A 22,272-nucleotide genomic window follows, 5' to 3' on the forward strand; every position below is an offset into this window, starting at 1 on the left:
TTAATAGAATTATATTTTAGCTTATTTTATTGTGTTCTATATTTAGTAATCCCGCTCCGAGTACTGGGTTAAAGTTCTGTAAGTCAGCGACTTATAGAGCTTTTTCTTTATGTACGCTATATTGAATTTTATATTGGATTATGCGTTTTTTGATAACAAGCTCCTGTTTTTTGTACAAAAAAAGGTGTACCCGATAAAAGATACACCTGAATATTTAAACTTATTTGGTTATTTATCTTACCTGAATAACCAGATATCTTGAAACACTCCAGAAATCGTTTGGTTTTGTAATTTCCAGTACGTACTGTCCCTTATCATCTTTTTCCAGCTTATATGAGCCTTCAGGATGATTTGTAAGCAGTTCTGCACGCTTAGAGTATAACTTGATAACCTTGTCTTTACGAATGTCTATTTCAGTGAAATACTCTTTGTTGAAATCGTTGTTCTTTAGTACGTCGCCACCTTTTAAGATCTTTTGGTCTTTAAGTTCGCTTTTTGTACCGAATACGTACCATGCAGTGTTCAGGGCTTTGTCTTGAGCTGCAACGGTTTTGCTCTTTTCTTCGTTTTCAGCAGAAAGCTGATCTACATTTTTAGTCAGATCTGTAACAGCTTCGTCAAGTTCTGCTATTCTGATATTTTTTGAAGCAAGTTCTGTCTGTAATGTTTCTATCTGTTGCTGTTTGGCTGCTAGTTCTGCTGTCAGGTTTTCAAGAGCGCGTTTTAGCTGAGTACTTTTATAGTTACTGTTTTTCAGCTGTTTTTCCAATTCAGCTATTCTTTCACGATTGTCCTTTAGTTTTTGGCTGATGAACTTGATATCATCTTTTATCCTGTCGGCAGCTGACTGGTTTTCAATAACACTACCGTTTAGGTCAACTCTGTTTTCAGCTTCATTTATTTCACGAAATCCTTCTTGTATTTCATTGAATGCTCCCATGATTTCGTCCAACTCATTGTTGCGGTTAGACAGCTCGGACATTAATGAATCGTTTTGCGCTTGAAGCGCATCCTTTTTTTGACCAAAATTGTTACATGATGTCAATAATGCGGCAAAGCACATTGAAAATAATACAATCTTTTTCATGATAGTTATTTTTTAGAGTTATTTTTCTGTTCTTCTTTTCCTCCCAGCACTATTACTATTTCACCTCGAGGCTCTGTTTCTGTAAAATGCTTAATCACTTCTTCCAATGTTCCGCGTACGCTTTCTTCGTGAATTTTGGATATTTCGCGACATACTGATACGGGACGCTCTGGTCCGAAGATTTCAGCAAATTGCATTAATGTTTTCACCAATCGGTATGGTGATTCATAGAAAATCATTGTACGGCTTTCGTCCACCAAAGAATTCAGTCTGGTCATTCTGCCTTTCTTTTGAGGCAGGAAACCCTCAAAACAGAAACGTTCATTTGGTAATCCTGACGAAACAATTGCCGGGACAAATGCTGTTGCACCTGGAAGACATTGTACTTCTATTCCGTTGCGTACACATTCTCTCACAACCAAGAAACCGGGATCGGAAATCCCCGGTGTTCCAGCATCAGAAATAAGGGCAATGGTTTCGCCTGCTTTGATGCGTGATACAATATTTTCTACAGTTTGATGTTCATTGAATTTGTGATGAGACTGCATGGAATTCTTTATTTCAAAATGTTTTAAAAGAATTCCGGATGTGCGAGTGTCTTCGGCAAGAATCAGATCCGCTTCCTTCAGAACTCGAATGGCTCGTAAAGTCATATCTTCCAAATTTCCTACTGGAGTAGGAACTACATATAGTTTACCCATATTATCTTTTTTGACATCGAATATAGCAAAGGTAGAAAGTTTTTGGTCTTGTCGTTATTTTCATGTTAATATTTAACAGATGTTTTATTTTAAAAAGTATATTATTGTACGTATTTCTAATTTTATGTACTTAATTTTAGATTTTACAAACAAGAATTGTATTTTTGCAATTATAGAAAACAAAAATATTTATCATGAACGAGCAGAAGAAAATTACATTCGATAGTTTTATACGCGGAGTTATAGGCGTGGCTATTTTTATTGCAGTCCTGTATATGCTGAATAGGCTCAGCGGTGTTTTGCTTCCTTTTTTCATAGCTTGGATTATAGCCTATCTTATGTATCCTATGGTGAAATTTTATCAGAACAGACTAAAGATAAGAAACAGGGCGTTGGCTATTTTTGCTGTCATGGTGAGTCTGATTGTTTTGGTCACTGGTGCAATATTCCTTATTGTACCTCCGATGATTGATGAGTGTGTTAAACTGAAATCATTGATAGAGGTATATTTCTCAGAAGGTGGTAAGTTTACCTCCATTCCAAAAGATATAACTGATTTCTTGCATAATAATGTCGATTGGGCATGGATGAAAGAAAATCTTAATTCGGAGAATATCATTGGAGCGGTAAAAAGTGTATTGCCTAAAATGTGGTCATTATTATCAACTTCATATAATATAGTGCTGACCATATTTACCTTATTTATTATTGTCCTATATCTATTCTTTATATTGCTGGATTACGAGGAGATCGCCGATGGATGGGTGACTCTGTTACCGGCAAAATATAGAAATATGGTACTTGGAATAATAAATGATATAAAGGACAGTATGAACAAGTATTTCCGTGGTCAGGCTTTGGTTGCGTTCTGTGTCGGGATATTGTTCAGTATCGGTTTTTTGATAATAGATTTTCCTTTGGCGATAGGTCTTGGCCTCTTCATTGGGCTTTTGAATATGGTGCCATATTTGCAAATCATAGGCTTTGTTCCTACTATCATATTGGCTTTGCTTAAGGCGGCAGATACCGGTGAAAGTTTCTGGGTAATATTAGGATTGGCGTTAGTTGTATTTTGTGTTGTCCAGGCTATTCAGGATATGTATCTGGTTCCTAAGATAATGGGTAAGATAACAGGATTGAATCCGGCCATAATATTATTGTCTCTTTCTGTATGGGGGGCATTGATGGGTATGTTAGGAATGATTATTGCATTGCCGTGCACCACATTGTTGCTTTCATACTATCAACGGTTTATAAAGGGCAGGGATATGCTTTATATGCAACAGCAGGATGAATCTCCTGATAATAAATAAGGAATGATACATTAAAGGCATAAATGAAAGTGGATATTCATTTATGCCTTTAATTTTTTTCTATTCTTTCTCTTTGATTATTCCTACGAATAAAGCTCCAAAGATAAGAAGTACTCCGGCCAATACCAGCATGTTTACTTCAGGAGGAACGCTTCCTGGAGTAGTGAACATCCGGAGAATCCAACCTCCGGCTACTGCTGCTACTATTTGAGGGATGCATATTGTACAATTGAACAATCCCAAATATGTTCCCATATGTCCTCCTGTCAGTGAGTTGGTGAGGATTGTAAAAGGAAGTGCCAGCATAGCTGCCCATGCACAACCTATCAACAGGAATGAGACGAAAAGACCATATTGGTTAGTTATGAACATGGTTGATATAAATCCTATACCTCCAAGAACCAGACTCAATGAATATGCCAGTTTGCGGCTCTTTATCAGAGGTAATATTGTTGCCCATATAACAGAACCTATTGCCTGTACGGCAAACAAGATTCCCACCCAGTCGCCTGCATTCTGATATTGAATTGACTGCGTGTCAAGAACAAGATGTTTTGTACCGTCTTTTATTATTTCTACCGAAGGTGTATCGAAAACTCCGGCTGCAACAGTTCCATTTGTATATGTCCACATAAACATGAATGCAGCCCAACAGAAAAACTGTACGAGTCCGACAGTCCAGAAAGCTTTGGGCGCTTTGGCCAATAGAATGAAAATATTTGATTTCTCTTCTTTAGGGTCGTTGCTGATTCCATGATATTCGGCGTATAACTGTGGAGGATACTCTTTTACTTTTATAGTAGTATAAATCACGCATAAAATAAGTATTGCAGCTCCTATATAGAACGAATAAATCACTGAATCAGGAATTACACCTTTAGGGGCAACATTACTTATACCTATTGCTGCAAAAATGAAAGGGAACAAGTATCCTGCCAAACTACCGGCATTGCAAAGGAAGCTTTGTATAGAATAAGCCAGTCCTTTCTGCTTTTCGTTTACCATGTCACCAACCATCATTTTGAATGGTTGCATTGCGATGTTTATTGATGTGTCAAGTAACATTAATGAGAATAACCCAAAAATCATTGCAGCCGAGACGGACATACCAAAACTTCCGGCATTAGGCAACAGACACATCACCAGCACTGCTATGAGTGCACCTACAAACAGATATGGTATTCTTCGTCCGAAACGGCACCATGTCTTGTCGCTTAAAGCACCAATGATGGGCTGTACGATAATTCCTGCAAGAGGTGGCAATATCCAAAAATAACTCAGACTGTGCGGGTCTGCTCCCAATGTAGAGAATATTCTACTGATATTGGCACTTTGCAAAGCGTATGCTATTTGTACGCCAAAAAATCCGAAGCTTATGTTCCATAGCTTCCAGAAACTCAAATCAGGTATTTTTTTCATGATATGGTTATGTTTTTTATTGTTTTGTTGGTCTGTAGGTTAATGAAATATCTATTGGTTATAAGTTCATGACATCCTGTTCAAATCTGTCTTTGTCTCCTTTGGCTTTATTCCTGATTTTGCTTCTGTAATTATATACCGTAGCCAGTGAGTATCCAAGGAAATGTGCTATGCGGTTTGCATCTGTAACTCCCAGTCTTATCAAGGCGAAGATTCTTAGTTCTGTATTCAGATGTTCATCCTTTTTTGGATATATTTTACTGTCATCTGTAAGCAGATTGTTAAAGTCTTCTACGAAATTTGGGAAAAGATCCAAAAATGAACGGTCAAATTCATCGTAGAACAGTTTTCTTTCGTCTCGTATGAATTCTTCCGATCTTATGGTTTTGAACAGTTGGTCTATTTTTGATGCCATTGCAAGCTTTTCAAGCGAACGTCTGTATTGTTCCAGCTTTTCCAGATATACAACGCATCGGTCCAGATATTTAGCTATATAAACTTCCTTTATTTTACCTGTTTGAGCAAGATTTCTGTTAGCTTCAACAAGTTTCTTGTTGGCCTTGTACAGATTTCTTCTCATAACAGATAGTTTTTTCATCCAATAATAAAGGTAGAAAGTAGCTATGATAAGAAGAAATGCCAATACGCTTATGCCAATTAGCAGTCGTCTTGTCGCATCTCGTTTTTCGGCTTCTTTTTTCTGGTATGCATTATCTATAATAGGGTATATCTGTGTTACTTCAAGAAATCGTAGCCTTGCATTGGCAGCTACCGCATCTTCCATAGAACATGACAAATAATTGTAAGCTCTGTCCAGATTTCCTTGATGGTACATAAGTAATGCCAGTTTCTGTAGCGAAGCATATTCACGTTCAGCCATTTTTATATCCATTATAGCTGTACTTGCAAGATACTTTATTTGGCTTGATGTATCTCCTATAGCCTCATAAGCATCTGATAAAGTATAGTTCACATATACTTTTCGTTTTAAGTTTATTGAATCAGACAACAGCGGTAACAAAGCTTTTATAGCATTCCTATAGTCGCCGTCATGAATCATTCTTTCGGCTTGATTTATTTTGAAGTTAATGTCTGTTATTCCCAGTTGTGAAATGGAATCTCTGTAAATTTCAGTTTTTAAGGAATAACATTTGCTGGCATTGTCGTCAGCAGTATAATCGGCAAGCCATCCGTAGTATGCTCTTCGAGTTCTATAGTAATATCCTAAAAGTCCTTTATTGGTTATATTGGCTTTATTAACTTTGTCAAGTTCATTTTTAGCCTCATTATACATTCCCATAACTCCGAATACTTCAGCTCTGTTTATTAGTATCTCGTCTTCAAGTTCCGGATTGTTAAGTAACGGAAAGTATTTGTGCTTCATATTAATATAATATAATGATGAATCTGCCTGATAATGCAAGTATTCATAGAAAAGAGCACCACTAATGTTATATTTTTCAGTTATATCATTAGAACGCTTGAGACTGTCCTTTAATTGGGACAACTTCTCTTCTCTCAGATTATGATAATATTTTTTGTTTGAAATGACTTTATCGAGTTCTTTCAACAACTTTTCATTCTCCGGATTGGCTTTTAATATAGTAGGTATGATAAGAATATAAATAAGTATTATAAATATGTTTTTCATGACATTAAATTTAGAGCTGATACAAAAATATGTTTTTTTATCAATAAGTACAAAAACATGACTATTATTTTACTGATGTTTGAATACGTTTTTATTTATATTTTTTGAATAACATAATCTGCCTAATATGCTTATTAATAATGATATAGCTATTTTACATATTTATATTTTTATTGTGTCGGTGATAAAATGTCCACAATAATCTTAATTTTGCAATATAACAATATTTAAATGTAAAAATCAATATCATGAAACAAACACTGTTAACCGTTATGGCTGTATTGTCATTATTATTTCCTTTTTCTTCAAAATCGTATGCAGTAATTAAGAAGGTTGCACCTACATTCTGGTGGGCCGGAATGAAAAATCCGGAATTACAAGTTTTACTTTACGGCGATGACATATCTTCCTCCGAAGTCTCTATTTCCAGTAAAGATATTTATCTGAAGGAAATAGTCAGACAGTCCAATTCCAATTATCTTATCATTTATCTTGACCTGAATGAAGCGAAGGCACAGAATTTTGATATAATACTCAAGAAAGGTCGTAAGATTACTAAGGTACCATATGAACTTAAGGAACGTATACGTAAAGGTTCCGATATTGAAGGATTTACAGCAAGCGATGTGCTTTATTTGATAATGCCGGACAGATTTTCCAACGGAGATCCTGAAAACGATGTAGTACCTGGAATGTTGGAAAATAAAGTTGACCGTAATGAACAGTATGCCCGTCATGGTGGGGATTTTAAAGGTATATCAGAACATTTGGACTATATATCAGATCTTGGTGTTACAGCAGTCTGGCTTAATCCTACTCAAGAGAATGATATGAAAGAAGGATCATATCATGGATATGCGATAACTGACTACTATCAGATAGACAGACGTTTTGGTAGTAACGAAGAATTTCTCAAATTGGTAAATGAAGCTCACGATAAAGGATTGAAAGTTGTTATGGATATGATTTTCAATCATTGCGGAAGTGAGAACTATCTGTTTAAGGACAGACCGCAGGATGATTGGTTTAATTTCCGTTCCAATTATGTCCAGACATCGTTCAAGACAGCAAGCGTAATGGATATTCATGCATCGGATTATGAAAAAGCTATAGCTACAGACGGATGGTTCACTCAAGTAATGCCTGATTTGAATCAAAGAAACCGTCATGTAGCACGTTATCTTATTCAGAGCAGTATATGGTGGATAGAATATGCTGGGATCAATGGAATACGTCAGGATACTCATCCATACGCTGATTATGATTTTATGTCAACATGGTGTAAGGAAGTTCTGGAAGAATATCCTCATTTCAATATCGTAGGCGAAACATGGCTTAACAGTAATGTACTAGTTTCGTATTGGCAGAAAGACAGCAAACTTGCCGCTCCAAAGAATTCAAATCTTCCTACAGTTATGGATTTCCCTCTTACCGATCTTATGACCAAAGCCTTTGATGAGGAAACTACCGAATGGTCAGGCGGTCTTTACAGATTATATGATTATCATACTCAAGACTTTGTGTATGCCAATCCTATGAGTCTTTTGACATTTCTTGATAATCATGATACATCTCGTTTCTGCAAGAATGAAGAAGATTCAAAAAACATCACACGTTATAAACAGGCAATAACATATTTACTTACAACGAGAGGAATTCCTCAAATATATTACGGAACGGAAATACTTATGGCTGCCGATAAGAGTGAAGGAGACGGATATCTGCGTCGTGATTTTCCTGGTGGATGGGAAGGAGATGAAGTAAACTGTTTTACACGTGAAGGCAGAACAGAACTTCAGAACGAAGCATTCGATTATACTCGTAAGCTTTTGAATTTCAGAAAAGGTAACGAGGCTATATGTAAAGGTACGATGAAACATTTCGCTATACGTAATGGAATTTATGTATATGAAAGAAAGTACAACGACAGTTCTGTAGTAGTATTTATGAATGGAACAGATGAAAATCAGACTTTAAATCTTGCACCATATAAGGAAGTACTTCCGAAATCCGAGGCTATTGACTTTATTACAGGAAAGAAAGTGGCTTTAAAAGATGAATTACTTCTTGAAAAACGTGGAATACTACTTTTGACATTCTAAAAATCATTTATAAAATCAGTTATTGCTCTATAAATATAAATGTCATATAATCAGATGTTTATGTGGTATTTTCTTTAATATGACATTTATATTTTATTTCTAAATCAATAAAAGCGTTACTAAGAACAATACTTTTGCAGCAGAGAGTTTTTTTAACCTGAAATTTTAAAACTTAAATACCTGAAAAGCTATGAACCTTAAAAGTATTTTTTCATTAACATCATGTATTTGTTTCGCTATGGCAGTAAATGCCCAGAAACTTACTTCTCCTGATGGAAATTTCGTCATGAATTTTAGTCTCAGTCCTGAAGGAGCACCGGTTTATGAACTTTCTTATAAAGATAAACCGATTATTAAACCAAGTACATTGGGACTTGAACTTAAAAAAGAAGATGCAAACAAGAAGACAACTTTCGAATGGACGGAACGTACAGACAAAGATCAGCTTGATGCAAAAACCAATCTTATGACTGGTTTTAAAATAAAAGATACAAGTACTTCCACTTTTGATGAGACTTGGAGTCCTGTTTGGGGAGAAGAAAAAGAAATTCGTAATAACTATAACGAACTGGCTGTTACACTTGACCAACCGTCAAATGACCGTTACATAGTAATACGTTTCCGCTTGTTTAACGATGGTTTAGGCTTCCGCTATGAGTTTCCTCAACAGAAGAATCTTAATTATTTCATTATCAAGGAAGAACATTCCCAGTTTGCAATGGCTGGAGACCATACGGCTTTCTGGATTCCGGGAGATTATGATACTCAGGAATATGATTACACTACATCACGTCTGAGTGAAATTCGTGGAAAAATGAAAGACGCAATCACTCCTAATTCATCTCAGTATGTATTCTCGCCTACAGGAGTTCAGACAGCTCTTATGATGAAAACAGATGATGGCCTGTATATTAATCTTCATGAAGCAGCATTGGTGGATTATTCATGCATGCACCTTAATCTTGATGACAAGAATATGATTTTCGAATCATGGCTTACACCTGATGCTAGGGGTGATAAAGGTCACATGCAGACTCCATGCGTATCTCCTTGGCGTACTGTGATAGCAAGTGACGATGCACGTAATATATTGGCTGCTCGTGTTACACTAAACCTTAATGAACCATGTAAGATCGAAGATACATCATGGATACATCCTGTGAAGTATGTCGGTGTATGGTGGGATATGATTACCGGAAAAGGTTCATGGGCGTATACTGATGGGGTTCCTAGTGTTAAACTTGGAATTACAGATTATAAACAGACCAAACCTAACGGAAAACATTCTGCCAATACAGAAAATGTGAAGAAATATATTGACTTTGCAGCTGCACACGGATTTGATGCAGTACTTGTTGAAGGATGGAATGAAGGTTGGGAAGACTGGTTTGGTAAAACAAAAGATTATGTATTTGATTTCGTAACTCCTTATCCAGACTTTGATGTGAAAGAACTTCACCGTTACGCAGCCGGCAAGGGTGTTAAGATGATGATGCACCATGAAACATCTTCTTCTGTAAGAAACTATGAACGCCACATGGATAAGGCATATCAGTTTATGGTAGATAACGGATATAACTCTGTTAAGAGTGGATATGTGGGCGATATTATTCCTCGTGGAGAACATCATTACGGACAGTGGATGGTTGACCACTATCTTTACGCAGTTAAAAAGGCTGCTGACTATAAAATTATGGTAAATGCTCATGAAGCAGTACGTCCTACAGGTTTGTGCCGTACATATCCTAATTTGATTGGTAATGAGTCAGCTCGTGGAACAGAATATGAATCATTCGGTGGAAGTAACGTAAATCATACCACTATACTTCCTTTCACTCGTCTGATTGGAGGTCCTATGGATTATACTCCTGGTATATTTGAGCTTGATTGCAGTAAGATGAATCCTACAAATACATCTCACGTACGCAGTACATTGGTACGTCAGTTGGCACTTTATGTCACTATGTACAGCCCTCTTCAGATGGCAGCAGACATTCCTGAAAACTATGAACGCTTTATGGATGCTTTCCAGTTTATTAAGGATGTGGCTATAGACTGGGACGAAAGCCGCTACCTTGAAGCTGAACCGGGTGAATACATCACTATTGCACGTCGTGCCAAAGGTACAGACGACTGGTATGTAGGATGTACAGCCGGATATAACGGACACAAATCCGATCTTAAACTTGATTTCCTGACTCCAGGCAAGAAATATGAGGCTATTATATATGCTGATGCAAAAGGAACATCTTGGGATAATAATCCACAGGCATATACTATCACCAAGAAAAAAGTGACAAACAAGTCAAAACTTAAACTTACTGCAGGTGTAGGCGGTGGCTATGCTATATCAATTAAAGAAATCAAATAGTCATACAAAATCTGAATAATAATTTTTGAAGGTAAAAACTAGGTTTATACAGTTACTTAAAGGTAGGAACAGCCTATTAGGTATTGTAAAATCAAAATATGAAAGATGTTTTTATTAGGGTAAATCTAAGTTTTCAATAGGTATACTTTATATAGGCTATTTATTAACACTTAATTAAATAACAAATGAAAAGTAAAATCTTAAATTCTAATGGAAAATTCCTGCTATTATGTTTGGTAGGAATGCTGATGGCTGTACAAAGCTTTGCACAAGCTATAACAGTCAATGGTATTGTGAAAGACAAAACTGGAGAAGCGGTTATTGGTGCAAACGTTGTTGTAAAAGGAACAACAAATGGTTGTATTACCGATTTCGATGGAAACTTTAGTTTAGAAGCAAACCAAGGAGATATACTTGTTGTATCTTTTGTCGGTTACCAGTCACAGGAACTTCCTGCAAGTACGAATATGCAAATTGTTTTAAAGGAAGATGCTGAACTGCTTGATGATGTAATTGTAATTGGTTATGCAACAGGAAGCCAGCGTACAGTATCAGGAGCAATCAAACGTGTTGGTCGTGAAGAAATGAATGCTGGAGTTGTTACAAATCCTCTTCAAGCTATTAAAGGTAAGATTGCTGGTGTGAATATCGCTAAAACTGGAGGCGATCCAACAGCTTCTGCTTCTATTCGTGTACGTGGTACAACTTCTCTTTCCGGAGGAAATGATCCACTTGTTATTATAGATGGAGTTTTTGGAGACTTATCTATGCTTAACGCTATTTCTCCAGCAGATATAGAGAGCTTTACAGTTCTTAAAGATGCTTCAGAAACTGCACAGTATGGTTCAAGAGGTGCTAGTGGTGTTATTGTTGTAACTACTATAAAAGGTAAAAATGGTACTAAAACATTGAGTTATGATGGTAGTTTCGGTATAGAGACTGTATATAAGAACTTAGAGATGCTTGATGCAAATGCATATCGTCAGATTGTTGCTGATAGAGGTTATGCCAATGCTCTTGATATGGGTTACAGTACTAACTTTATTGAGGCAATGCAACAGACTGGATATACTCAAAATCATAGATTATCGTTTGGTGCAGGAACAGAATCATCTAATTATCGCGCTTCTATAGGTGTCATAGATCAAAAGGGTATTATTCTTGATAACTATATGAGAAACTATACTGCAAAACTTGATGCTTCCCAGACAATGTTCAACGATAAAGTTAAGATTGATTTTGGTATGTTTGCTTCTAAAGTTGATAAAAGATATGTAAATGATTATCAGAAGACTTTCTATTCTGCAGCTTCATTCAATCCTACTTTCCCTGATTTTCCTAATGAAGATGGAACATGGCCGGAAGATCCTAATGCGAACGAAACTCAAAACCCTCTTGGCCGACTTACTATAAAAGATGTAGAATCAAACAGCTATATAAATGCTAATGCCAGGATAACATGGACTGTTATTGATGGTCTTAAACTGAGTGCTTTTGGATCTTATACCTATAATGTTAAGGAAAATTCAAAATATACTCCTACAAATATTAAGGCTGGTTTGGGACAAAACGGTATAGCTGAGAAATATGACAACAAGAGTGGAGTCCTTTTGGGTAACTTTACTGCAAATTATAAAAAGGCATTTGGGTTACATTATGTTGATATCCTTGGTTTGTCTGAATTGCAGAAATATTCATACTCAGGTTTCAATGCAAAAGCTAAACAGTTTGGAACAAATTTCTTTGAATATAATAATCTGGGTGCTGGTGCGGAAGTTAAATATGGTGATGTCGGTTCTTTCTTGAACGGATATTCATTGGCTTCATTCATGGGACGTTTTAACTATAGTTATGCTGACAAGTATATTGCTACTGTTAATATGCGTGCTGACGGTTCCTCAAAATTAGGAGCAAACAACAAATGGGGTTTCTTCCCATCTGCGTCTCTTGCTTGGGTTCTTAAAGAGGAAGCTTTTCTTAAGAATGTTGATGTAGTCAGCAATTTAAAGATAAGGACTGGTTATGGTCTTACAGGTAACCAAGATGCAATCAGTGCATATAACTCATTAAGACTTATGAGTCCTACAGGTGTTACAACTATTAATGGCAAACCTGTAACAACATATGGAATTAATAGAAATGAGAATCCTGATCTTAAGTGGGAGGTTAAGAGAATGTTTGATGTAGGTATTGATGCAGGATTTTTCGAAGACAGACTAACAGCAACATTGGATTATTACTACTCAAAGACTAGTGATTTGCTTTATAATTATGCTGTTCCTGTTCCTCCATTTGCATTTAATACATTGCTTGCAAATCTTGGAGAAATGGAAAATACAGGAGTTGAAGTTGCAATTTCAGGAACTCCTTTAAAGAATAAGGATATGGAATTGAATATATCTGCCAACTTCTCATGGCAAAAAAATAAATTGCTTTCATTAAGTGGAACTTATATGGGACAAGAACTGAATGCTAAGGAATTTATGAATTTAGGAGGAATGAATGGAGCTGGATTTATTGGTGGTAATAACCAGATTATTTACCAAATGGTAGGGCAACCTCTAGGTGTATTCTATTTACCAAAATGTGATGGAATTATTGATATGAAAGGTAATGGCGAATATACATATCATATTCTTGATATTGATGGTCAGGAAGGTATTGATCTGTCTGATGGAAAAGACCGTTATATTGCAGGTCAGGCAATTCCAAAGTTCTATTTAGGTGGTAATGTAAACTTCAGATATAAACAATTTGATATTCAGGCACAATTTAGTGGTGCTTTTGGACATAAGATTTATAATGGAACATCTTTGTCATATATGAATATGAGTCTGTTCCCTACATATAATGTGCTTACAGATGCTCCTAGGTTGAATATCCATGATCAGACTGTAACTGATTATTGGTTGGAAAGAGGTGATTATTTACATATCGACTATGTAACTTTAGGATGGAATCTGAACACTCAGAATTTGAAAAATATAAATTCTTTAAGAGTTACATTCTCTGTAAACAATCTGTTTACATTTACAAACTATTCCGGATTATCTCCGATGATTAATAGTTCTACAGTTTCAAGTAGTTTGGGTATCGATGATAAACAGTTCTATCCTCTTACTCGTACTTATTCACTTGGATTAAGTGTTAATTTTTAAATTGAATGAATTATGAAAAGAAATATTTTATATAGTATTACTATGGCTGCATTCTTGGGATTAAGCAGCTGCGCTTCGTTTTTGGAAGAGAATCCTAAAGATCAGATGCCTGAAAATGAAGCATACAAGAATCCTCAAATGATTTATCTGAATACTGTTGCAAACTTATACACAATGATAGGTGGCGACGGTGGAGGTAAAGGATTAGCCGGAACAGACCGTGGACTATACGATCTTAATACTTTTACAGCTGATGAAGCTATTCTTCCTACAAGAGGTGGCGACTGGGATGATGGTGGTCTGTGGAGAAATCTGTTTACTCATAATTGGGGTGAAAATAATGACCTTATTATTGCAACTTGGGATTATCTATATGGATTTATAGTTCAATGTAATCAGTCAATTGACAAGTTGGAGAGTTTAAAAGAAGCAGATCCAAGTAACCCATATTATGAAGTCTATCAATCTGAAGTAAGAGCTTTGCGAGCTATGTATTACTTCTATCTGTTGGATATGTATGCGAGAGTACCTATTGTAGAGTCTTCATTAACTCAAATGAAGGATGTAAAACAAGCTACACGTACTGAAGTATTTAACTTTGTAAAAAAAGAATTGGAAGAATCCATTCCACTATTAGAGGATGAAAAGAGTGCAGATCCGGGAGAATATTATGGTAGAATGACGAAGGCTGCTGCATATTTCCTCATGGCTAAGCTTGCTTTAAATGCTGAAGTTTATACCGATGATGACTGGACAGACAATGTACGTCCTGATGGAAAGAATATTAAATTCAAAGTTGGTGATACAGAAATGAATTGTTGGGAAGCTGTTGTTGCTTACTCTGATTTAATAACAAATTCCGGATATGCATTAAACCAAGGGACAGATGGATTCCTTTCAAATTTTGCAGTAAATAATGAAGGTTCACAGGAAAATATATTTGTAATCCCAATGGATCCATCGTTATATAAAGCAAGAAATATGTATTTGGTCCGTTCAAGACATTATGATGTAGGTAAGGCTTATGGATTTGGTAATGGAGGATGGAACGGATCGTCTGCAACAATTGAAGCTATGAATGCATTTGGTTATGGAACGGCTAATCCTGATCCAAGACTTGACTTGACATATTATACAGGAAAGGTGAAAGGTCCAGATGGTAAGTATGTTATTCTTAGCGAGACTGGAGAAGAACTTGAATATCTGCCAATGGCTGTAAAATTAATGTTTGATAAGAGTGACACATCAATGAAAATGGCAGGCGCACGTATGTATAAATATGAAGCAGATGCTACTGCTACTGAAGATGGCCAATGCCCTCATAACGATTGGGTTCTTTTCAGATATGCGGATGTATTATTAATGAGAGCTGAAGCATTGATTCGTGATGGTAAGAGTGGACAGGCTGACCTTGATCAGGTGAGAAATAGAGTTGGAGCTCCTCAAGTTACTGCGACATTAGATAATATTCTGAAAGAAAGATTGTTGGAATTAGCATGGGAAGGATGGAGAAGACAAGATTTGATTAGATTCAAGAAATTCAATGATGCAATAACAGACAGACCTAAGACTGAAGCTTATTTGCAAGTATTCCCAATCCATACAAATACATTAGCTGTTAATGCTAACCTTTCTCAAAATCCAGGTTATAAGAAATGACAAACTTAAAAAATGATTTATATGAAAACTATAAAATATTTAATTGCATTTGCTTTATTCATCATGCTTGGAACAAGTTGCCAAGATAATGAGAATTGGAGAATTATTCCTTACGAACCAGAACCCTCTGTTCCAATAGAAGGACCTGAATTCTTACTTGTAGTTGGAAACCATCAAAGCTGGAATCCTGGAGCTGAGGTTATTGGTAAAGTTTATCCGGTTGATGCTGATGGGAATTATGAGGGTTATGCATATTTGGACGGTGAGTTCAAATTTACTTCTCAAAATAACTGGGACGGTCCCAATTATGGTTCAGGTGATGCTGAAGGTAGTTTATCCACAGATGCTCAAGCCGGTAATCTAACGAAGGATAAAGGGTATTATTATATAACAGTTAATATTAAGGATCTAACTTATAAAGCTGATTTACGGAACTTTGGTGTTATAGGTAGTGCTACATCTGGAGGTTGGAATGAAGACATAGATTTAGTGTATGATCCGAATGATCTTAAGCTAAAAGTAACCACGACTTTAACTGATGGAGAAATAAAGTTCAGAGCTAATGATGCTTGGGATGTTGATTTCGGTGCCGGGGAAAAAGAAGGAGAATTAGCTGCTAAAGGCGGTAATATTCCTGTTAGTGCTGGAGACTATCAGATTGTTGTTGATTTGTCAAATCCAAGCTACACTTATGAACTCATTAAGCAGTAAATAAGTTTTTAGATAAGTATTTGTAAATAAAGTGTGCTGGGATATTGATTCTCAGTACACTTTTTGTTTTTAGTTATGAGAAAGAATATTTTTTTACAATTAATACTCTGTTTAATAATCTCATCATGTACAAAAAACGATTCAGATGTAAAAACAGAATATTTTCAGGAAGGACTTACTTGGTTACCTGAAAATCCAGATGCGGATTCAGAACTTACTATTAACTTTAAAGCTTCTACTAAGTCCAAACTTTATGGATATACTGGAGATGTTTATGTACATATTGGAATTGTGTCAGAAAATGTTTGGACCTTTGTTCCTGCCGAATGGAACGAGAACATAGCCAAATGTAAAATGACGAAGAAGGATAACAATTGCTGGTCTATATCTCTTTCTCCGTCTATAAGAGAATGGTTTGCTTCGGGTGAGACTGCTATTAATAAACTTGGTATAGTAATACGTAGTTCCGATGGTAGTAAGAAAGGAATAGAAGAAGACTCTTTTATTGAGGTAACCGATAATAAATACACAGCTTTCCAACCTGCTCCTATAATTGAGCAGACTATGCCGGCAGGGACAGTAGAAGGTATAAACATCTCAGGTGGAAGCAGTGTGACTTTTGCTTTCTATGATAAGGATAAGAATGGAAATTATAAAGATTTTGCATACATATTAGGTGATTTCAATAACTGGACATTAGCCAATGACGGCACTTCTCAAATGTATAGGGATAATTCTGCAGGATGCTGGTGGATAACTGTTGAAAATTTGGATCCGGAAAAGGAATATCGCTTTCAATATTATACAGGAACTAAAGACGGTGATGTAATCAGACTGGCGGATGCATATTCCGAAAAGATTCTTGACCCTGATAATGATAAGTATATCCCTGAATCGACATATCCTTCATCTGAAATGGTTTATCCGGAGAAAGGTATAGGAATAGTTTCCACATTCAAGATTAATAAGGATGAATATTCATGGCAGAATAATGATTTCAAGATAAATGACAGAGATAATCTCCTTATATATGAGTTGCACCTCAGAGATTTTACTTCAACATCCGATCTTAATGGTGCAATGAGCAAGCTCGACTATTTGGAATGTCTTGGAATAAATGCCATAGAACTGATGCCTGTACAGGAATTCGATGGTAACGACAGTTGGGGATATAATCCATGTTTCTTCTTTGCTATGGACAAAGCGTACGGTACAAAAGAAATGTATAAGAGATTTATTGATGAATGTCACAATAGGGGAATAGCCGTTCTCTTTGATGTGGTATATAATCATGCTACAGGAGCACATCCTTTTGCAAAATTGTATTGGGACAGCAAGAATAATAAGACAGCTGCCGAGAATCCTTGGTTTAATGTTGACGCACCTCATCCTTATAGTGTATTCCATGATTTCAACCATGAATCAGAGCTTGTAAAGACTTTCGTAAAACGAAATCTCAAATTCTTACTTGATGAATACAAGATAGATGGTTTCCGTTTTGACCTTACGAAAGGTTTCACTCAGCGTCAATGTAATGAAAGTAACGCATCTGACTATGATGAAAATCGTATAGCTGTTTTGAAAGATTATTATGACGCTATTAACGAGGCAAACGAAAATGCCGTGGTTATATTGGAACATTTCTGTTGTGATAAAGAAGAAAAAGAACTCGCAGACTATGGTCTTAAACTATGGCGAAATGGTAACAATGCGTATTGCCAGTCTGGAATGGGATGGCAAGACGACAGCGGTTTTGAAGGAATATATACAGGCACTAATGATATGAAGTTCGGTGGCTATGTAAGTTTTATGGAGAGCCATGACGAAGAACGTACCGCTTTTAAGGCAAAGGAGTACGGTAATGGTGACTTAAAAACTAATCTGGCAAACCGAATGAAAAGTATGGCTACAAATACGGCTTTCTTCCTTACTGTGCCAGGACCGAAGATGATATGGCAGTTCGGTGAAATGGGTTATGATGTTTCTATTGAAGAGAATGGTCGTACAGGCCGTAAGCCTTTACATTGGGAGTATCTGAATGATCAGTATAGAAAGAAACTCACTGAGACTTATACCATGATCCTTAAACTAAGAAGTGAACTGCCACAGCTTTTCTCTTCTGATGCTACATTCAGTTGGGAAGTATCCGAGAGTTATTGGGAAGGATGCCGTAATATTTCAATTGAAAGTATAGACGGAAAGAAACTTTTCATCGTGGGTAATTTCACGACAGAAGAACAGACCTCTTCGGCTCAAGTTCCGTCGGGTTGGAGCGGATATTATAACTTTATAAGTACTGAACAGGTAAGTAATGTTGCCGGAACACAGCCGACTGTAGCTCCACATGACTTTGTTATATATTCTAATTTTCTCGTTAATAACTAAATGATATGATAAGAATCAGTCTGAATATGAAAAGTTGAGTAGTTCAGAGATTTGGGATTATTTCTATGGGATTAATTATTTTTTTATTTATTTTGACGATAATATCATGATAAAACTAAAACAATTGATGACATTACCACTGATAGTAACTACTATAGGTTGTGGAGAAACTAATAAGTATGAGTCGTATGCAGACTATCCGTCTTTCACTTCTGAATGGACGGAGATGGTATATACTCCAAAATCGACTAACTTTATGTTGTGGGCACCTACTGCCGAGGCTGTAAAGGTCAATATCTTTGACGAAGGACTTGACAGTAAGGCTGTTAATTCTGTGAAAATGCGCCGTGGCGATAACGGCCAATGGATGGCAGAGATAGATGAAGATCTGAACGGCAAGTTCTATACATTCAATGTATGTATCGACGGCAAATGGCTTGACGATACTCCGGGAGTAATGGCAAAGGCCGTAGGTGTGAACGGTAAGCGTGCTGCCATATTGGATTTGAACAGTACTGATCCTGAAGGTTGGGAAAACGACAAGCGTCCGGAACTGAAGAGTTTCAATGACATTATTCTGTATGAAATGCATCATCGTGATTTCTCATTGGACAGTTTGTCGGGTATAAATAACAAGGGAAAATTTCTTGCGTTGACTGAAGAAGGAACCAGGAATATTTATGGACAGACTACAGGTATTGACCACTTGAAGGAACTGGGTATCACTCATGTTCATATTCTTCCGTCATACGATTATGCATCTGTAGATGAAACTAAGCTTGATACACCTCAGTATAATTGGGGATATGACCCTCAGAACTACAATGTGCCTGATGGCTCATATTCAACAGATCCGTACAAGCCTGAAGTCAGAATACGTGAGTTCAAGCAGATGGTGCAGTCGCTCCATAGGGCTGGCATCAGGGTGATAATGGATGTGGTATATAATCATACTTTCAATACAGAACACAGTAATTTTGAATTGACTGTACCTGGATATTTCTATCGTCAGAATGAGGATGGAACATTTGCCAATGGTTCAGGCTGTGGAAACGAGACAGCCAGCGACCGTGAGATGGTACGTCGTTATATTGTGGAATCAGTGAAACATTGGGTAAACGAATATCATGTAGATGGTTTCCGTTTTGACCTTATGGGGATACACGATATAGAGACTATGAAGGCCATCCGTGCTGAGCTTGACAAAATTGATCCTACAATATTCATCTATGGCGAAGGATGGGCTGCAAGTGCTCCTAAATATCCTAAAGAAAAACTGGCGATGAAGGCTAACACATGGCAGATGCCTGGTATTGCTGCATTCAGCGATGAATTCCGCGACAGCTTGCGTGGTTCATGGAGTGACGATACGAAGGGTGCTTTTGTCACTGAAGGTAAGGGATATGAGTCGGGGGTAATGTTCGGTATAACTGCTGCACTACCTCATCCGCAGTTGAAAGGGGCTTTGAAAGACTATCCGGCATCATGGACAGTACAGCCTACTCAGATGATAAGTTATATCAGCTGTCATGATGACCATTGTATAGGCGACCGTCTTCTTATTACTGTTCCAAAGGCTGACACCAAACAGCGCATGCGTTTGTTGAAATTGGCAGAAACAGCAGTATTTACATCGCAGGGTGTTCCTTTCATCTTTACAGGTGATGAACTTATGCGCGACAAGAAAGGGGTAAAGAATTCTTTCAACAGTCCTGATTCAATAAATGTCATAGACTGGCGTCTGAAAAAAGAACATAACGACTCGTACGAATATATAAAGGGACTTATAGCTTTACGAAAAGCGCATCCTGCGTTCCGTTTAGGTTCTGCGGAAAAGGTTTACGAACATCTTGAATTTATTAATCCGGGACGAGAAGGTGTAGTGGCATTCCGTATCAAAGGTCAGCCTGCAGGAGAGGAGTGGAAAGATATAACGGTAATCCTCAATGCTAAAGCCGAGACTGTAAGAGTTGAGGTGCCTGAGGATACATACAGGATGGTGTGCTATGACGGAAAGATTTCTCCAGAAAAAGGTTTGAAAGATACTAAAGGAAAGACTCTTGTTGCAGCACCTCAATCTGCAACTATTGCTTATAGAAAATAATATTTACTTTTTTTATAATTAAACCGATTGCTATATACCGTTTCTTATGAGCGGTATATAGCTTTTTTTATATAATAGGGGTACAATCGGTGACATATACAGTTATATATTAAAATATGGATTTCCTATGAAACTGAATATATTTCTACTCTTTGTTGCGTCACTTCTTCTTTCATGTAGCCGATATGCCATCAATGAAGATGGTACAGATGGCACAGACAATATAAACGTATATATAAATTTTCAAAAGAATGCGGTGGGCGATATTCTTGATATAGACTATCCTGTCAGGATATATTGCGTTGATAAGACCAGTTCAGTTGTTACAGACTTTAATTATTTGAAAGGTGAGGGTATAGTGGCTACACTTATCCCAGGTGAATATTCAATAAATGCATTTTTAGGTATAGGAGAAGAGAGTTATTCGAAAGTAAATGATATTTCAGGGAAACCTATAATCTCAGTCAATGGAAGTGGTGTCTCGGACAGACCTTTAATGGCGGCACATTCTTCGATAAATCTGGAGAAACAGACTGAAATTAATCTTATTCCATCGTATATAGTAGCGTCTTTAGAGTTTGAGTTTACAAATATACCTTCCGAAGTAAAGAAAATCCAGGTGGAAGTATCTCCGGTTAGTTGTGGCTATCAGATTGAAGGAGGTTTCTCCGACAGAACACAAGCTGCCTCTTTGGAATGTAATTTAAATAATGGTAAATGGCTTTCCGGTCAGAAATTTATATTCCCGGCCGAAGAAGTAAAGACCAGTGTTATTGTAATTCTTGATTATGGTGATGAAATAAAGAAATATTCTTATACGTTTGCCGAAGGATTGAGTGTCGGACAACCTTATAAGTTTACGGGTGGATATGATGAGGATTTGAGTATGGACGGAGATTTTCAGATTAGTGCCTGGAAAATGGAAGAGGAAATCGTTATGGATTTTGAAAATGAAAAACCGGCAGATGATGAAAATGACGAAAATGAACAGGATGGAGAAGGTGAGGAGTCCGATGGGAGCTCATTCGATGAGGATATTGATGTGTTTTATGTAGAAACTATGCCTTCTGCCAATAAAATTTGGGGACCTTTCTATTTATGGAAACTGGAAGAGATTGGTGTCGGGGAGGCGCAAGCTACTATTATATCTCCCGACCAATGGTATCAGATTTATAAAGAGGGAGAAGCTATGGAAATACTGAAAGGATACGAGATTGATGGTATTTCCGGATGGAGAACTTTCACAAAAGATGAGGCTCAGGAATTTTTTAAGGAATTTTCTAATGAATTGGATGAACTTAATCCTTATCTGGAAGCGAATGGTCATAATATATTCTATACCCCAAACGGGAATACCAGAAATAGGTATTTATGCGAGAATGGAGAATACGCATTTAATATGTTTGGAAGCATAGAAATGGGGCCAGCCGGAAAGACTGTTAAATATTATCTTCGCCCCGTCAAAATAATAGGTTTAAAGGTCAAAAATTAAATGAACTGTCGTTTAAGGTAAAGCGTGCGCACGCTTTGGATCGAATGGACGCACGTTTTAAACCGAACGTGCGCACGTTTTTTTTATTGTTTTAATTTGCTCATTTCTACTCATTATGT

13 protein-coding genes are annotated in these 22,272 nt (G+C 36.8%); 9 read left to right on the plus strand and 4 right to left on the minus strand.

What is annotated here, in order from left to right; all coding sequences use genetic code 11:
- Window positions 1–232 precede the first annotated feature (232 nt).
- A complete protein-coding gene (locus OCV82_RS07525) occupies window positions 233–1,087 on the minus strand; it encodes a Cbp1 family collagen-binding glycoprotein adhesin (RefSeq protein ID WP_154043830.1) in 855 nt (284 codons plus the stop codon).
- 5 nt (window positions 1,088–1,092) lie between these two features.
- Complete coding sequence (gene rsmI, locus OCV82_RS07530) at window positions 1,093–1,788, minus strand: 16S rRNA (cytidine(1402)-2'-O)-methyltransferase (RefSeq protein WP_154043831.1); 696 nt, start codon at window positions 1,786–1,788, stop codon at window positions 1,093–1,095.
- A 194-nt stretch (window positions 1,789–1,982) separates the two neighbouring features.
- Between rsmI and OCV82_RS07535 the strand changes: the two genes are divergently transcribed.
- A complete protein-coding gene (locus OCV82_RS07535; protein WP_154043832.1) occupies window positions 1,983–3,101 on the plus strand; it encodes an AI-2E family transporter in 1,119 nt (372 codons plus the stop codon).
- A 60-nt stretch (window positions 3,102–3,161) separates the two neighbouring features.
- Here the strand turns inward: OCV82_RS07535 and OCV82_RS07540 are convergent, their stop codons facing one another.
- On the minus strand, window positions 3,162–4,520 hold the full coding sequence (locus OCV82_RS07540) for an MFS transporter (RefSeq protein WP_154043833.1): 1,359 nt from the start codon (window positions 4,518–4,520) through the stop codon (window positions 3,162–3,164).
- A gap of 58 nt (window positions 4,521–4,578) precedes the next feature.
- On the minus strand, window positions 4,579–6,171 hold the full coding sequence (locus tag OCV82_RS07545) for a DUF6377 domain-containing protein (protein ID WP_154043834.1): 1,593 nt from the start codon (window positions 6,169–6,171) through the stop codon (window positions 4,579–4,581).
- A gap of 248 nt (window positions 6,172–6,419) precedes the next feature.
- Between OCV82_RS07545 and OCV82_RS07550 the strand changes: the two genes are divergently transcribed.
- The 8 genes from OCV82_RS07550 to OCV82_RS07585 all read left to right on the plus strand — a co-directional run bounded on the left by OCV82_RS07550 (window position 6,420) and on the right by OCV82_RS07585 (window position 22,153).
- Complete coding sequence (locus tag OCV82_RS07550; protein ID WP_154043835.1) at window positions 6,420–8,273, plus strand: glycoside hydrolase family 13 protein; 1,854 nt, start codon at window positions 6,420–6,422, stop codon at window positions 8,271–8,273.
- 190 nt (window positions 8,274–8,463) lie between these two features.
- Window positions 8,464–10,644 (plus strand): glycoside hydrolase family 97 protein, encoded by a 2,181-nt coding sequence (locus tag OCV82_RS07555; protein ID WP_154043836.1) that lies wholly within the window; start codon window positions 8,464–8,466, stop codon window positions 10,642–10,644.
- 185 nt (window positions 10,645–10,829) lie between these two features.
- Entirely contained in the window at window positions 10,830–13,802 is a 2,973-nt protein-coding gene (locus OCV82_RS07560; RefSeq protein WP_154043837.1) for a SusC/RagA family TonB-linked outer membrane protein, read from the plus strand.
- A gap of 12 nt (window positions 13,803–13,814) precedes the next feature.
- Complete coding sequence (locus tag OCV82_RS07565) at window positions 13,815–15,461, plus strand: RagB/SusD family nutrient uptake outer membrane protein (protein WP_154043838.1); 1,647 nt, start codon at window positions 13,815–13,817, stop codon at window positions 15,459–15,461.
- Between the two features lie 21 nt (window positions 15,462–15,482).
- Window positions 15,483–16,172, plus strand: coding sequence for a cadherin repeat domain-containing protein (locus OCV82_RS07570; protein WP_154043839.1), 690 nt, complete (start codon window positions 15,483–15,485; stop codon window positions 16,170–16,172).
- 75 nt (window positions 16,173–16,247) lie between these two features.
- The gene (locus tag OCV82_RS07575) at window positions 16,248–18,557 is read left to right on the plus strand and encodes an alpha-amylase family glycosyl hydrolase (protein ID WP_154043840.1); all 2,310 of its coding nucleotides are present in this window, start codon (window positions 16,248–16,250) and stop codon (window positions 18,555–18,557) included.
- A gap of 109 nt (window positions 18,558–18,666) precedes the next feature.
- Complete coding sequence (gene pulA, locus OCV82_RS07580; protein ID WP_262543238.1) at window positions 18,667–20,661, plus strand: type I pullulanase; 1,995 nt, start codon at window positions 18,667–18,669, stop codon at window positions 20,659–20,661.
- 127 nt (window positions 20,662–20,788) lie between these two features.
- The gene (locus OCV82_RS07585) at window positions 20,789–22,153 is read left to right on the plus strand and encodes a hypothetical protein (RefSeq protein ID WP_154043842.1); all 1,365 of its coding nucleotides are present in this window, start codon (window positions 20,789–20,791) and stop codon (window positions 22,151–22,153) included.
- The last annotated feature ends 119 nt before the right edge of the window (window positions 22,154–22,272 follow it).

This window comes from Bacteroides cellulolyticus (assembly GCF_025567135.1).
Classification (GTDB): Bacteria; Bacteroidota; Bacteroidia; order Bacteroidales; family Bacteroidaceae; genus Phocaeicola; species Phocaeicola cellulolyticus.

Excerpts from the sequence above, each read along its gene's own strand:
- OCV82_RS07525 (WP_154043830.1), bottom strand. The coding sequence starts at position 1,087 with ATGAAAAAGATTGTATTATTTTCAATGTGCTTTGCCGCATTATTGACA.
- rsmI (WP_154043831.1), bottom strand. The coding sequence starts at position 1,788 with ATGGGTAAACTATATGTAGTTCCTACTCCAGTAGGAAATTTGGAAGAT.
- OCV82_RS07535 (WP_154043832.1), top strand. The coding sequence starts at position 1,983 with ATGAACGAGCAGAAGAAAATTACATTCGATAGTTTTATACGCGGAGTT.
- OCV82_RS07540 (WP_154043833.1), bottom strand. The coding sequence starts at position 4,520 with ATGAAAAAAATACCTGATTTGAGTTTCTGGAAGCTATGGAACATAAGC.
- OCV82_RS07545 (WP_154043834.1), bottom strand. The coding sequence starts at position 6,171 with ATGAAAAACATATTTATAATACTTATTTATATTCTTATCATACCTACT.
- OCV82_RS07550 (WP_154043835.1), top strand. The coding sequence starts at position 6,420 with ATGAAACAAACACTGTTAACCGTTATGGCTGTATTGTCATTATTATTT.
- OCV82_RS07555 (WP_154043836.1), top strand. The coding sequence starts at position 8,464 with ATGAACCTTAAAAGTATTTTTTCATTAACATCATGTATTTGTTTCGCT.
- OCV82_RS07560 (WP_154043837.1), top strand. The coding sequence starts at position 10,830 with ATGAAAAGTAAAATCTTAAATTCTAATGGAAAATTCCTGCTATTATGT.
- OCV82_RS07565 (WP_154043838.1), top strand. The coding sequence starts at position 13,815 with ATGAAAAGAAATATTTTATATAGTATTACTATGGCTGCATTCTTGGGA.
- OCV82_RS07570 (WP_154043839.1), top strand. The coding sequence starts at position 15,483 with ATGAAAACTATAAAATATTTAATTGCATTTGCTTTATTCATCATGCTT.
- OCV82_RS07575 (WP_154043840.1), top strand. The coding sequence starts at position 16,248 with ATGAGAAAGAATATTTTTTTACAATTAATACTCTGTTTAATAATCTCA.
- OCV82_RS07585 (WP_154043842.1), top strand. The coding sequence starts at position 20,789 with ATGAAACTGAATATATTTCTACTCTTTGTTGCGTCACTTCTTCTTTCA.